Source organism: Streptomyces sp. NPDC046759 (assembly GCF_040645475.1).
In the GTDB taxonomy this organism is placed as follows: domain Bacteria; phylum Actinomycetota; class Actinomycetes; order Streptomycetales; family Streptomycetaceae; genus Streptomyces.
The window spans coordinates 13,873-27,933 of the sequence record NZ_JBEYYJ010000010.1; the positions used below are offsets into that span (position 1 = coordinate 13,873).

Here is a 14,061-nt window from a genome sequence, read left to right on the forward strand (position 1 = left end):
CGCACCCGGGCGAGCGGCCCTAATACCCCAGCCGCTGTTTGTACCAAGCGCGCAGTGCCTGACTGCTTGGAACCCTGACCTTCCGTTCGACGATCCACCCGCTGTCTTCGTGGCCTCCTCGGGCGTCGTCGGCAGAGAGAACGGCCGCTCGACCCCCAGGGCCATGCGCCCCTGGATCCGCTCGGGATCGTGGGGCACCGCACACACCGTCACCGGAACTTCACGGCTGCCCGGCTGCCCGGCTGCCCGGCTGCCCGCGGTGCGTCACCGGTGCAGGGACTCGGCGACGGCCGGGTCCTCGAGCACGGTGACGCACCAGGCGAAGTGCTCGTCACCGCCGCCCGGTGCGAAGGCGTCGCACGTGGCCATCGCATAGGCGGCCCGGTACAGCAGGAGGTCGTCGACCGCGTAGCCGAACTCGTCGGCGAACCGCGTGGTGAGCTGCCGGGTGATCTCCGGGGCGTGCCCGGTGCCCGCCGGGAAGATGGCCGCGGCCACGGCGGCGTCGAACCGGGGGTCCCCGCCTGTGGACAGGAAGCCGTAGTCCACGAGGGCGAGCGGCCGCAGGTCGTCGTCCACCAGCACGGTCTCCGGGAAGATGTCACCGTGGACGACCGCCTCGTCGGTACGGGGCAGCGAGCGCAGCTTCCGAAGCAGCCGGGCGCGCGTGTCGTCGAAGTCGCGGACATGCGTGGAGAGCCGGTCCGCGCACCGGCTGACCCGCCGGTCCACCAGGTCCGCCAGGGCGGATCCGAAAGTGGTGTGGCCTTCCCACAGCGGGCGTTCCTCGTCCAGCACAGGAAGGTGCTTGACCTCGTCGACGTCATGGGCGTCCGCGAGGGCGCGCAGCACGCCGACCAGGCAGTCGACCGCCTCGGGCAGCACCTCGTCCGGGTCGTCGGTGCGGATCCTGCCCGCCAAGGGCTCGCCGGTCAGCTCCCGCTCCACGGTCATCGGGACACCGTCGATGTCCTCGACGGCGAGGATCTCCGGGGAGCCGAACGGCAGGTGCGCCGCGGCATCGGCGTAGAAACGCTGCATCCGCCGCAGTTCGGATCCTCGTCGGCGCTCCCACACCTTGGCCACCGTTCCGTCCCCGAGACGGTAGACGGCTCCCTCCACCGCCGCCTCGACGGGCCCGGCGTCGGGATATCCGGCGTCGACGAAATGTCGTACGCGCCGGGCCGTGGTGTCCCGTATCGCATCGGACATCTCGTGCCTCCTTCCGCCCCCGGCGTGAACGACCGGCCGGTCGGCGGGGCCGACGCCGGGACCATCTCCCACGGTAGGCCCCTCGCCCGCGCGACACCCGGTGACGGAGCGCTGCCGGGCGCCGTGCGGTCCGCCACGCGTATAGGGCGGAACAGTGCCGGCGGATCCTGCGTATCCGGAGCCGACAGTGGCTGTTCCTTCGTACACTGGCGGCCGTCGCCCGCCGACGGCCGCGTCCGGCCACTGCGCGGGGACCTGCCGACGGGCACCATGCACTGCGGCGTCCGTCGGCCGCAGCCCCCTACCGCCAATCCGGCCGTGCCCCGCCCGGGACGCAGGCCGAACTCGACCTTGCAGGATCGTGGGCGGAGCGGGAGGCGGCCCTTGACCAGGGCGCACGGCGAAGGCGCCCGGGGCCTCGCGGTCCTGTCGTAGCAGGGCGTTCCCCCGTAGAGCCGAAGCTGCGATTCAGCGCTACCGACTGGTACTCCAGCCGGACCGGGGGCAGCGCACCCCCGAACAGATCGACGCATTCCGCACCGCGCTCGCTGACAGGGTCGAACAGCACCTCGACGGCGAATGGCCCCGTACGTCGACGGCCTGCCAGGGAACCAGCGACGCTGGCACGGGGGCTCCAAGCAGGGCGAGTATGGTCGCCGGACCGAACTCCTATAGCGGGTGTACCCCTAGAGCATGTAACGGCACGGCGGGTTTGGTCCTCGGCCTCTAATGCGTCGGGCTTGGGCTGGGCGGTGCGCCGGTAGCGGCGCCGCCCTTCGAGGGCGTTGGTGATGGGGGCGTCGTGCCAGCGGTTGGCGCCGTCGCAGGTGTCGTCCGGCTCGGGCCAGCGGCCCCGGCTGCGGTCGGCGCGGGTCGTGACGGTGGTGACGTCGATCCGGGGGGCCCCGAGTTCGCGGGCGGTGCAGAGGCGCTGCGGCTCGAGCTCGGGGAAGCCGCCGGATGAGAAGCGCCGAGTGTCCTGGAGACGGGCTGGGCATGAGATCCGATTGCCGCAGCCGCAGGGTGCGACGCACCGAATGCCCTGGAGGGGGGCTGAGCGCCGCGAGATCGGGTGGGTGGAAGGGCACCGGGCCCGCTCTTGGCAGTCGCCGTACCGGAGAGCGGGTGCGAGGGGGTTTCGGCGGGCGCAGCTGCTGGCCGGTCGTCGCTTCCGCCAGTGCTCGATGTGACGGCAAGAGTCGCGCCTAGGGCCACGGAGAGGGCCAGGGCCGTACCCGCTGCCAGGCGGCGGCTGTGGCGAGTGCCGCCGGAGAGGTTGCGCCGGGTGACTGCCGCCTCCTGAGAGCGTATGTGCTCTTCCGTTCCGGGGTGAGCGCCCAGCGGCGTCGCAAGGCGCGCCTCGGAGGGCGCCGAGAGCGGCAGCGGGTACGGATCAGGTCCGGCGTGCTGGGAGGCGAGGGCTTGCGCGCACTGCTCGGCGTCCGGGCGGGCCTCTGGGTCCTGGGCGGTCATGGCCCGCAGCAGGGCCGCGAGTTCCGAGGGGAGCCAGGTGGGGACTTCGGGTGGGCGGTGTAGGCGGGCGACTGCCGCTTCCAACGGCGTGCCCGGGTACTCGAGTTCGCCTTTCAAGCACTCCAGCAGGAGCAGGCCGAGCGCGTAGACGTCGGCGGCCGGCCCGATCCGCCTGCCCTCAACCTGCTCCGGTGCCAGATAGGCGGCGGTGCCTATCAGCACATCCGGTGCTGTATGGCGGGTGGCGTTGGCCAGGCGCGCGATGCCGAAATCAGCCAGGTGAGGAGCACCGGCCTCGTCGAGGAGGATGTTCGACGGTTTGATGTCTCGGTGCACGACGCCGGCGCGGTGGACATAGGCCAGCACCCGCGCGAGGGCGGCGCCCACATCTACCGCACGCCGCTCCGACAGCGCTCCACACGCCAAAAGGCTGCGCAGCGTGGTGCCCTTGATCAGTTGCATGACCAGGTAGGTGCGGTCGTCGTGGCGGCCGGCGTCGTAGACGGTGACCAGTCCCGGGTGCTGCAGGCGGGCCAGAAGGACGGCCTCCGCGGTGAGACGGTCCTCCGCCTGCGGGTCCGTGCCGGGCCGGAACACCTTGACGGCCACGGGCCGCCGAAGGCGCGTGTCAACGCCCTCGTACACGTCGGCCATGCCTCCCGATCCGATTCTCGCGCCCAACCGGTAGCGGCCGGAGAGGACTTCGGCGGGCTGCTCATCCGCTGGAACCGGCGCTGGCGCCGGCGGGGCTGCTGATTGGCGGGCCTTCATCTGGTTCTCCGTTGCTGTCACCGCGTACCGGACTCGGCCATGGGCCATGCTGCGAGGCGGGTACCCCCAGCCTGTCTCAGATATCCGGACCAAGTCGGCGCAGCGACGAAAACGGCCCCACCTCCCCCGTGACTGGCGCGTTGCGGCAGGTCAGGCAAGCTGCCAGCCGGACAACTGCCGTCGTCGCCGACCTCCGCCGTCAGCCGCTTCCCCGGCAGGTCACTGACCGGTAGCCGACAGCCGTGGTCGCAGGTCAGCAGGCGACCGGGGCCAGGAGACACGAGCTTCCCAAGTGGTGGGTCTCGATTCCGTCGTCACGGGCAGGCCGTTGGAGGACCGGATTGATCATCACTGGCCAGCCGACTGACCAGCCCGGTGGACCTCAATGGCCTCTCGGCCGAGTTCGGGACGAAGAGGGCGTGCCATACGCGTGCCAAATCCTGCGGGGAACCACGGGGTACCGCGGGCAACCACGAAACTGGCTCGCGAGACGCCGATAACCTTCCGCCGCAGGTCATCACCACAGCGAGCCCTGAATCACCTCAGCTTCCCAAAATCCGGGTCTGTAGCCGTCGTCACGGACCGGCCGTCGCGACCTGCTCTAGCGTTCGGCGGACCAGCGCGCTCGCAGCGACGCGCCGCCGGCGAGGCTCTCGTCGAGAAACTCAGACAGCTCTTGGACGGCATCCAAGACGCGCTGGAGGTTGGGGCGACGCTAGCCGTTGGCGATGGCGAGATGGAACCAGATGAGGGGATCGGCCCACACCCTGCGATCCGGTTGCAAAAGAAGATCGCAAAATTCTCTGTAGCTCCTGAGTCGCCCCCCGGGTTCGAGGATGACGTCGGTGCCGATGCTGGACTGTGTCGCGTAGTAGACGTCGCAGGCGGCGAAAGCTACGTGGACCTTGAGGATCAGGGCAGCCAGTCTTGTGTCGTCCTTCCCCGGCAAGCGCAGGAACGGTATGTCGTGCCGGGTGCGAGTCATCTGGGCGAACAGGCAGGCAGTCATCCAGATGCTGGAAACCAGCGCGATACCTGTTCCAGCGAACCAGGCTTCAGTTTGGTCATCGATCTCCCGCGGTTCGTTGAGGACCTGCGCAGGTCGATAGGAGCCATGCCGGTCCATAGATGTGGCGTAGAGGGAGAGCCGGTGGTGTACTTCAGCGGTGTGCCACCTGAGGGGGTTGAGGTACGACATGTTGTGGGTCTCGCGTTGAGTCCGATGGCTATCTCGCCGTTGCTGCCGACTGGTCAGCCACACGAGACCCACGGAGATGGCGCCTGAGGTTAACGCCGAGACCAGCGTTACCGAGAAGGTGTCCACGCAACTGTCTCCTTCGCACGGGCCCATTCAGCGGCCGAAGCGCGTTTGTCTTGAAAGGGTCCACTGGTGCGGAAACCCTTTCAAGACCGCAGGTAGCTGCAGCCAGCAAACCCAGGCACGACCGGCATAGCCTCAATCCGCACCACAAGCGCACCAGATCGAGCGGAGAACAGCGGGGAATCACGGTGAACGCAGTACGGCCCGACGGGGTCGCACCATGACCGTTCGCCCAGGTCAGTGCCCGAATCGCCCCCCAGATGCCCGCTGCTTCCCAAGCTCAGGGCTCCGGCCACCGGATACGCGGTGGCCGTCTGACGCGTGATTCTGTAGCTTGCCCCCATGACCGACAACCGAAGGGGCAATGCCGCGTAGGCGCCCCCACCACCACAGTTGGGAAGCGTGTTGGGGGGCCTGACGGAGAGCCCGTACCCCTCGCGCGTGGTCGGCGCGACTAGGATCCCAGCCTGGCGAAGTCGTAGCGCAGAGGTAGTCGCGCGCGGTCTCCAAAATCGCGAGGACGCCGGTTCGAATCCGGCCGGCTTCGTCCGCCCCAGCAACGCGAGGCGCAGTCCCAGGGTCACCGAATGGCCCCGTCAGCGGGACTTCCGGCGCGGCTGAGGCGGCTGGCTGCCCGATTGCGTCACCGCAGGTGGCATGAGACAGAAACCAAGGAGAGGGCCGCAAGGGCCATGGCGAAAGAACGAGTGACCGTGTGCGTCCCCCGGTGCGAGCCGGGGGACGTGCCCCGCGCGATCGGGGCGGCCATGGCACCGTACGACTACAACCGCGAGTTCGCCCCCGGTGAGCCGGTCGTCGAGACCTGGTGGGACTACTGGTGCATCAACGGCGGGGGCTGGGAATTCCCGGTCGTCCCGGGGCACGAGGACGACCCGCGCCTGATCCGGGGGACCGAGACCCTCTCCGGGGACCCGCGCGATGTCCCGCCCTCCCTGTGCGACGGCGGGCCGCGCGGCCTGCTGGACCTCGAAACACCGCGCGCCCGAGCGGCATCGAAGGCCCGGCGGGCCTTCGAGGAATGGCAGGAGTTCGCCTCCGGGTACCCGCCCGTGCGTCCCATGAGCCACTTCTGGGCGCGGTACGTCGCCGACCCCGAGGCATACCCACAGGCGCGCGCCCGGGAGGACTTCAGCAGGCAGCCGGCCATGGCCGCACTCAGGGAACGCCCGGAACTGAAGGACCTGGTGGGCGGCGACCCGGCCGCCTACCTGGGCGGCGACCTCGACGCCTACGTCCGTGAGACCGCAGACGAGGCCCTCCCCACGCACGCCCTGCTGACCCTCGACGGGCGCTGGCTCGCCATCGCCGGCACCGAGCTGCGCCGCTACTTCAACGAGTATCTCGACGCCCTTACGCCGGACACGTTGGTCGTACGAGTGCTCTACCACGGATGATGCCCGGCCGACCTGCCGGGCATCATCCGTGGCACCCTGTCGCGCCTCCCGGCGCGGCCGGGTGCCCGGCCGGCACTTCGGCCGGCGTCCCGGGCGGCGGGCGAGGCGACGTCAGGATGCCAGCCGGACCGAGCCGCGTACCTCCAGCGGCTGTCCCACGCCGTCCGGGGGACGAAGGACAGCTTCCAGTCCACCGTGCTAGAGCTCTACGGCCGCTCACGCCTACTTGGGGATGCCAGTGTTTTGCGCCTCCTGACGGCAGAAGATGACGGCAACATAGGCTTACGCGGCGGAACCTTCGCAGTAGCAGGGGGACTTCCTTGAGCCCTTGGAGGAGCAATGCGGCAGCACGCACGTAGCTGTGAATGAACTCCTGAAGCGGTGGTCAGACGCAGTCTCCGCGGACGGCAGTGACGACAACGCTGCCGGCAGCGACAGCGAACGCCCGCGGCACTCAGCAGCCCGGCACGGCGCCGGCGGCGTGTTGGCTGACCGCCGCGCCACCATGTGCCCGCATCTTCTGAGCGCTTGGCCGCAGGTTCGAGTCCTGCCGGGGGCGCCGCTGACAGCCCTCCCGCTCGGGAGGGCTTTTTGCCGGTCAGGGCGGGCGCAGCCGCACGCAGAGAAGCGCCGGACCGCCCCCGATGACCGCGGAGAGGGTCCGACGCTGTCCGGCTGTCACCGGGTTCCTGCCGGTGGCCGCGGTGAATACGCGGAGAAGTGCTCCAGCCACCGTCAGGCCGTGCAGGCAGGGCGGGGAGGGCGTCGCCGCCCCTCAGCGGTGCGGTTCGGTGCGGCTCAGCCCCGCCTGCTGCGACGGAAGCCGAGGAACAGCCCTCCGCCGAGGAGTACGGCGACGCCCGCCGCCCCGGCCGCCAGTTGCACCAGGGGGCTCGTACCGGTGTCGGCCATACCCCCGTGCGTGCTGCCGCCGGCCGCCGTGGCGGTGCCGCTGCCACCGTCACTGCCGGGGCCGCCGCCGCTGACGCTGCCCTGGGAGCCCGTCGTACCACCGTCGCCCGTACCGCCGTTGCCGCCCGAGCCCTGGCCCGGGGCCTTGACGACGATCGCCGCGCTGTTGTTGCTCGTGACGGGGTCGGTGCTCAGGGAGTCGACCTTGATCCGGCCGGGCTTCAGGGCTTTCGGATCGATGACCCGCAGGACGAAGGACCAGGTCGTGTACTGGCCGGGTTCGATCCAGAGGTCCTGGACGTCCTGCCAGCACTGGTAGTCGACGAGGGTGCCCTTCCTGTCGGTGAACTTGTGGCAGTGCTCGGGGGTGGCCACCGCCTCGGTGCCGGCCGGGAGGGAGACATGGATCTCGTACGGCGGGTCCTCGCCCGGATCGCTGCCCGTCCACGCCGCCATCCCGGCGGGGCCCTTGTTGCGCACACCGACCGTGGCCTTCACCAGGGCTCCGGTCCCCTTCTGCCGCACGGTGGTCCCCACGGCCTGGATGTCCGCGGTGTTGTCGACGTCGAACCGGAAGGTCGCCTCGGTGGGCTGTGGCCTGGCAGGGGGCGCGGAGGCAGGGCGCGGCGTCAGCTTCAGCTCACCGCCGGTGCCGCGGTGGTGAGGCCGGTCGCTCCCCCATTGGTAGTCGCCCCCGTACCCCACCCTGAACTGGCCCTTGATCACGGCGGTGTCGGCGGTCAGCGAGCCCAGGTCGAGGTCGTAGGAACCGTTGACGTCGATCGGCCCCTTGACCTCGCAGCGGGCCAGGCCGCCGCCCTGTGTGGTGTCGCCGTACGCGTTGTACTCGCAGTTGCTGAACTCCTGGTCGGGCCGCAGGCCCTCGTAGCTCATGACGACGAGCGTGCTGTTCAGCGGCTTCGCACCGTAGTTCGTGAATCCGCCCGTCACCTTCATGGAGGTCCCCGGCTTCACCTTCCGGACGTCGGGGGTGCGGTCCAGCCGGTCGGGGACCAGGCCCTCGTCGGGGACGGTCACCTTGACCGTCCGCGAGGCGAGCTGGACGCCGTGCGACTCGACGGTGATGCGGAGCTCGCCCGAGGCCCCGACCAGCGCGCCCTTCGCCCGCGTCAGAGGGACAGGGAAGAACTCGTCGCCACGGGGCACCAGCGGCCCTTCCCCCTTGCAGACCAAGACGTGGTCCGCCTTCTGCGGGCACGGTTTCGTGACATCGGCGACGCGCTGGAGGGAGGTGCCGTCGAGGGTGAACGTGTAGGAATCGATCGTGGTCGTCCCCGTGTTGGTCACCCTGACGTACATCGGGCCGCCCGGGGCGTCGTACGGGTAGGCCTGCTGGGTCGTCGGGCTCGTCAGCGTGACACGGGCGCCGGCCGGAGCCGCCGCCACCGCCGACCCGGACGCCGCCACCGCCGATCCGGCCGCCGTCCCCGTCAGTCCCGTCACCGCGAGAAGGACACAGGCGCCCAGCCGCGCCCACGTCGTACCCGCGGTTCCGAGCCGCGCCGGAATCGGTCTCATGCCCGCTCCCTCTACGTGTCCAGGACCCCGGGAGACCCCCGAGGCCACCCGCGATGACCGCCGATGCGGACGGAAGGTTGTACGTGGTGGCTGAGTGCCGGGGGCGACGGGTGGTGGCTGAGTGCCGGGGGCGACGGGCAGCGGGACTGCGGGCGCGGTGGGTCCGCAGAAGCAGGGCTACTCCGTCACGGTGCGTGCGCCAGCAGTACGACGGCCACGTCAGCGACTCTCTCGCGGCCAAGGACCGCAGCAGTGACGGCACCGCTGCCGGCACGAGTAGGGCCGTCGCCAGCACTCGACAGCTTGTCGCGGAAGTGGCACGTAGATGCCGAGCCGGCCCCCCAAGGCCTGCCCGCATCTTCTCGGCATCCGAAAGACCTCGACATGCTTCACGCCATCTTCGCCGCACCCTTGCTGACCACGTTCTGCCGTCTCGACGAGCTCGCTCCGGAAGCCGTCGGGCAATGCCTTGAGCTGGATCAGGCGGTGATCGAGTGCCGGCACCCAGCCGCGCTCACCGGGTGGCGGCCAGCACTGCCGCGAGGCCCTCTTGCAGATCCTTGACGAAGTACTCGGGAACCTCCAGCGACGGGAAATGGCCCCCGATTTCGGGCGCCTTCCATCGGACGATCTGCCGGTACCGCTCCTGCGCCCAGGGGCGCGGACACTTCTCGACGTCGCGAGGGTACATGGTGATTGCTGACGGGACGTCGACCCGAAGTTCGGGGTCCAGCGAGTTGTGGCTTTCGTAGTAAATGCGGGCCGCCGATGCGCCGGTCCGCGTCAGCCAATACAGGGTGACGTCATCAAGAACGCGGTCCCTGGAAATCGTCTCGAACGGGCTGTCTTCGGTGTCTGACCACTCGGCGAACTTGTCGAGGATCCAGGCAAGAAGCCCGACCGGTGAGTCGACGAGCGAGTAGCCGATGGTCTGCGGTCGGGTCGCCTGCTGCTTCGCGTACGCCGCGCGGTGGCGCCAGAAATCGCGGGTTTCCTCGGTCCACTCGCGCTCGACCGCCGTCAGCCCGTCCGCTGTCAACCCGGGCGGTCCCTCCGCGAACGTCGTGTGGATGCCGAGAACGTGCGCCGGGAACCTGCCGCCGAGCACCGTGGTGATATTTCCTCCCCAGTCGCCTCCATGGGCTGCGAACTCGCTGTAGCCGAGCCTTTCCATCAGTTCCACCCATGCGGCCGCGATCTTTTCGGTTCCCCACCCGGTGGCGGCCGGCTTGTCGCTGTAACCAAAGCCTGGCAGCGACGGGACCACGACGTGGAACGCCGGCGCGTCCGCATCTTTCGGATCCGCCAGCTCGTCCACTACATCGATGAACCGAGCAATGCTGTCCGGCCAGCCGTGCGTCAAGATCAGAGGAGTGGCATCTGCGCGCGCGGAGCGACGGTGCAGGAAGTGGATTCCCAGATCGTCAATGGTCGTGCGGAACTGGCCGATCCGGTTGAGGCGCTCTTCGAATGACCGCCACTTGTACCCGGTGCGCCAGTAGTTCACGACATCGACGAGGTCGGCCAGCGGAACGCCCTGTTCCCATCGGCGCGGGCCGGGCGCGGCGCGACAGACCGTCTCGGCCTCCGGTAGCCGCGCCGCGGCCAGTCGCGCGCGCAGATCGTCGAGGTCAGCGTCAGTTGCGTGGGCTTCACATGCTTGCACGTCGCCGGGTAGAGGGGGCATCAGACCTCCTGGCCATCGCGGAACCAGCTAAGGCGGTTCTAGCAGTTCTCCGACCACGCTGCAACCGGCTAAGGTGGTTCCATGCGTGCTGGATTCCCCGACTTCCGCCTCGGCAACGTGCTGGCGACCAGCTTCACGGGAACTCTGTCGGAGCGTCACGGCAACGCCGTGGAGCGCATTCCCACGCCGCACCGACTCGTCGACTGGCTGGCAGTGAGCGGCCTCGCCGTGGACTCCTGCACGGCTGCCCAGCTCGGCCTCGCTCGGGAACTGAGGGAGTCGATCCACGCCGCCGCGACAGCGGCCGCGATCCAGGAAGCTCTCCCTGCATCTGCTGTCCAAGTCATCAATGACTGCAGCGCTCAGGGTCGGGCCGCGGCCATCCTGACGCCCGAGGGTAAGCGGCGATGGCAGCTCGGTTCGGCATCCTGCGTGGAAGATGCCCTCAGCGTGATCGCCGCCGACGCGATCAGCATCATCGCAGGCGAACGAGACGGAAGATTGGCCTTGTGTGCATCACCAACCTGCCGAGCCGCCTTCTTCGACACCAGTCAAAGCCGCACGCGCAAATGGTGTGACATGAACACGTGCGGGAATCGTCAGAAGAAGGCGCGCTTCAACGCCAGCCACCGGACAAACCCTGGATCGGCGCAGTGACCGTCACCTCGGTACCTCCAAGTTGGCCCCACGCCTGCGACAGATCTGTCGCGGTGAGTGCACCCCGCCGGCACCACTAACAATGCCCAGGGCAATGAGGAGGATCGCTCCTGGTTGCCGTGCCGGGGGGCGCCCACCGATGGGTGGTTGTACTTTCCACTCACCGGCCGGCCGGTTTCCAGCCGGGCGGGACCGCACTCGCCCCCGGAAGCGGCGGCGCGGTGGGTCAGGGCGGCGTCGAGATCGCCCGGCATCTGGGTGCAGCGCTTCACCATCACCACCGCCACCTCCACGGCCAAGGCAGAGCAGAGCCGGACGGCCGGATACGAGGTCATCGACCTCAGCCGCGCATCGCTGCGCGACACAGTCGCCCGGCTCACCGACGGCAAGGGCGTCGACGTCGTCCTCGACGGTATGGCCGGGCCGATCATCGGGGAGGCTCTGGGCGCGCTCGTCCAGGGGGCACCCTCATCAGCATCGGCTACTCCGCCGGCATGCAGGCCGACATCAACGTCACGGACCTGATCTGGAAGGCGGCCCATGTGCACGGCTTCCTGTTCGCCCTGTGCACCCAGGAGCAGGTGAACAAGCCAACGCCAAGCTCCTGGACCTGGTCGCCCGTAAGGAGATCACCCCACTCGTCGACCGCGTCTTCCCCCTTGAGCAGGCCGCCGAGGCACAGCGCCACCTCATCGAGGGCGGGCCCTTCGGCCGTGTGCTCCTCAGCCTGTGATCGCGCGCGCCCCCAACCACCAGGTCAGTGGTCCGCCTCGATGGGTGGCGGGCTTCGCACTCAAGGGGGCGGCGGATACAGGTGCCCCCGCCAACAGACTTGGAATTCGTGTCGGCAGGTGATGAGGGGGGTGGGTTCTGTGGCCTGCACCATAGTCCCGAGGTGGCTCCCGGCGACCTTTGTGCCCACCCCCCTTGACCGCGGACCTCGAAGGTTCTCTGACCGGTCTCACTCCGACAGGCAAGCTAGCAGAGGGGACTGACAACGGGACGGCGGCAGGGACGTGACAGCTCCGCCTGCCAACGGACGTGACCGACCGAGGCGTTCACGCCGCCGAAGGCTGCGGACGTTCCACAATGCGCCCGCATTCGAAACGGGCTCCCACGCGTACCAGGGTGACGAGGTGGGGCGCGTTCACGGCCCCCCGGCGGTTCCGGCGGGCTCGATGAGCTTGAAGACCATCGCAAGGGCGCCGGACCGGCTGCCAGCGCCCTCGGTGCGCGCCGTGCCGAGCGAAGAACCACTCACCTGCCGTCAGTGCGACGGTCGGCTCATGCTTGGCGCCGGCGCCGGCGCAGGTGCGCGGTACGAGCCGGGGAGCGGCCTCGGCGCTCACCGGTGGGAGGCCGGTGATGGCGACGTGTCCCCCGTGCGCTACGGTGACTCGTTTTTGTCGCGTACCTATGGGGGGTTTGATGCGGCGAACCACAGCAGCCGCGAGTGTCGTCACCGTACTCGCGTCACTTCTCCTGGCCGGCGCCTCAACGGCGTCGGCCACAGGCACCGGGTCACTCACCGTCACGACGTTGGACCGGAGTGGCAAACCGGTCTACGCCCAAGTGGAGGTCTTCAACCCGAAAACGTTCGACTTCCGCGTCATCGAGAGCAACAAGGCGACGTCGCTGCCCGACGGCAGCTACGAGCTCGTCACGTCCTTCGGCGATGCCGGAGACGAGCGTGCCACCGTCGGCGGTCACAGTGTGACGGTCTCCGGGTCCACGAAGACCACGTTCGACGCCCGGCAGGGCCGCCCGGTCGATGTCGCGCTCAGCCCGAACCCCGGCAACGGATACGACCACACGGTCAGCGCGTACGTCTGCACCTCCGACAACGGCCCCGCCGACATGGGCACGTCGGCGCCGGCGGGTGACCTGTACGTCATCCCGACGAGCAGCAAGGCGTACGAGCTGTCCTACGGCACCACGTACCAGCCGCAATCGGCGACCGGTGGGGACTTCTGGCTGGCGTCCGCCACGCATACGGGCGGCGTGCCGTCCGGGATGTCCTCGACGCTCACGCGATCCGGGCTGACCGCCCTCAAGGTGTCCGCCCGTTCGGGCCCGGACAGCGGACAGGCCATGTTCTCGTTCAACTACCAGACGACGGGCGGCGACAGCTGCCCGATGTCCACGAACTCGCTCATGTTCCAACGGGAGCTGCCCAACTCATTCACCGCCCACCTCCCACCCGGCCAATGGCAGGTGGGCCAGCAGAGCCACGACTTCGTCTTCGACGGGTTCCACAACTACGCCGCCGGCAAGACGGCCTCGCTGACCCTCGGTCACGCCGTCTGGGGGCCCGGCGGGCGGCTGCCCAACACCTGGTACCACCAGCTGTACTTCGGGTCCATCAACCCGTTCGCCGACCCGACCCTCCCTGACGGCGGGACGCTTGCCACCGGCACCGTGATGCTGACCCACGCGGGCAAGACGCTCTACTCGCACACCTACGCCCACTCGGACGGCATCGACGCGCATCCGCGGATCCCCGACGCGGGCTGGTACACCATCAGTGAAGTCGGCCGGCGCAGCCTGCCGTCCGGTTCACTGTCGACCACCTCCAGCCTCACGCTGCACTTCTACGCGGACCCCAGCAAGAACGACCAGATCCGGGACTACATCACCCGGTTCTGGCCCGACGCCCTGAACACCAGGAACCAGGCGGCCCCTGGGTCGACCACGACCGTCGTCCTCGGCATGCAGCGCAACGGCACGGGCGACAGCACAGTGAGCCAGCTGTCGGACAGCGTGAAGTCCGTGCGTGCCTGGTACACCACCGACGGCGGTGCCACCTGGCACGCCACCACCGCGAAGCTGTCCGGCGGCAACTGGACCATCGCCGTCCACAATCCGGGCTCCGGCCGCGTCGGGCTGCGCTCGACGGTCACCGACACCCACGGCGACAGTTCGACGACCACGGTGTACAACGCGTACACCGTGAGCTGAGGGTCACCAGACCTCCCGCTACCACATCGGCGGCCCGCCCGGGGATTCCCCTCGGGCGGGCCGGCGCCCAGCGATGGGGGGTACAGCAGCGGAGTATTCGTTTCAGAGGGTGTGCC

The 14,061-nt window shown here is 69.2% G+C and carries 10 protein-coding genes, 1 tRNA gene and 1 pseudogene; 6 read left to right on the forward strand and 6 right to left on the reverse strand.

Going from position 1 to position 14,061, the window contains the following annotated elements:
* Window positions 1–264 precede the first annotated feature (264 nt).
* The 3 genes from ABZ919_RS15665 to ABZ919_RS15675 form a co-directional block, all read right to left on the reverse strand.
* A complete protein-coding gene (locus tag ABZ919_RS15665; protein ID WP_361247647.1) occupies window positions 265–1,212 on the reverse strand; it encodes a phosphotransferase in 948 nt (315 codons plus the stop codon).
* Window positions 1,213–1,938: 726 nt separating this feature from the next.
* Window positions 1,939–3,504: a protein kinase gene (locus ABZ919_RS15670; protein ID WP_361247649.1), complete on the reverse strand. Its 1,566-nt coding sequence runs from the start codon at window positions 3,502–3,504 to the stop codon at window positions 1,939–1,941.
* Between the two features lie 667 nt (window positions 3,505–4,171).
* Window positions 4,172–4,780, reverse strand: a complete 609-nt coding sequence (locus ABZ919_RS15675) for a hypothetical protein (protein ID WP_361247650.1) — start codon at window positions 4,778–4,780, stop codon at window positions 4,172–4,174.
* 469 nt (window positions 4,781–5,249) lie between these two features.
* On the opposite strand from ABZ919_RS15675, the gene ABZ919_RS15680 reads away from it, so the two are divergent.
* Both ABZ919_RS15680 and ABZ919_RS15685 read left to right on the forward strand, forming a co-directional pair.
* Window positions 5,250–5,324: transfer RNA gene (locus tag ABZ919_RS15680), tRNA-Trp, on the forward strand.
* Between the two features lie 145 nt (window positions 5,325–5,469).
* Window positions 5,470–6,192 (forward strand): hypothetical protein, encoded by a 723-nt coding sequence (locus ABZ919_RS15685; protein WP_361247652.1) that lies wholly within the window; start codon window positions 5,470–5,472, stop codon window positions 6,190–6,192.
* Between the two features lie 798 nt (window positions 6,193–6,990).
* On the opposite strand, the gene ABZ919_RS15690 is transcribed toward ABZ919_RS15685, so the two are convergent.
* Complete coding sequence (locus ABZ919_RS15690) at window positions 6,991–8,643, reverse strand: hypothetical protein (protein ID WP_361247654.1); 1,653 nt, start codon at window positions 8,641–8,643, stop codon at window positions 6,991–6,993.
* A gap of 514 nt (window positions 8,644–9,157) precedes the next feature.
* Window positions 9,158–10,330 carry an epoxide hydrolase family protein gene (locus ABZ919_RS15695; protein ID WP_361247656.1) on the reverse strand — a complete coding sequence of 391 codons (1,173 nt, stop codon included), beginning with the start codon at window positions 10,328–10,330 and terminating at the stop codon, window positions 9,158–9,160.
* 81 nt (window positions 10,331–10,411) lie between these two features.
* On the opposite strand from ABZ919_RS15695, the gene ABZ919_RS15700 reads away from it, so the two are divergent.
* The 3 genes from ABZ919_RS15700 to ABZ919_RS15710 all read left to right on the forward strand — a co-directional run bounded on the left by ABZ919_RS15700 (window position 10,412) and on the right by ABZ919_RS15710 (window position 11,720).
* Window positions 10,412–10,987 carry a CGNR zinc finger domain-containing protein gene (locus tag ABZ919_RS15700; RefSeq protein WP_361247658.1) on the forward strand — a complete coding sequence of 192 codons (576 nt, stop codon included), beginning with the start codon at window positions 10,412–10,414 and terminating at the stop codon, window positions 10,985–10,987.
* 258 nt (window positions 10,988–11,245) lie between these two features.
* Window positions 11,246–11,512, forward strand: a complete 267-nt coding sequence (locus ABZ919_RS15705; RefSeq protein ID WP_361247660.1) for a hypothetical protein — start codon at window positions 11,246–11,248, stop codon at window positions 11,510–11,512.
* A gap of 40 nt (window positions 11,513–11,552) precedes the next feature.
* Window positions 11,553–11,720, forward strand: coding sequence for a zinc-binding dehydrogenase (locus ABZ919_RS15710; protein WP_361247662.1), 168 nt, complete (start codon window positions 11,553–11,555; stop codon window positions 11,718–11,720).
* Between the two features lie 325 nt (window positions 11,721–12,045).
* Here ABZ919_RS15710 and ABZ919_RS15715 read toward each other — a convergent pair.
* Window positions 12,046–12,218 (reverse strand): annotated as a pseudogene (locus ABZ919_RS15715) (IS256 family transposase); the annotation flags it as partial.
* 308 nt (window positions 12,219–12,526) lie between these two features.
* On the opposite strand from ABZ919_RS15715, the gene ABZ919_RS15720 reads away from it, so the two are divergent.
* Window positions 12,527–13,945, forward strand: coding sequence for a hypothetical protein (locus tag ABZ919_RS15720; RefSeq protein WP_361247664.1), 1,419 nt, complete (start codon window positions 12,527–12,529; stop codon window positions 13,943–13,945).
* Window positions 13,946–14,061: the final 116 nt, after the last annotated feature.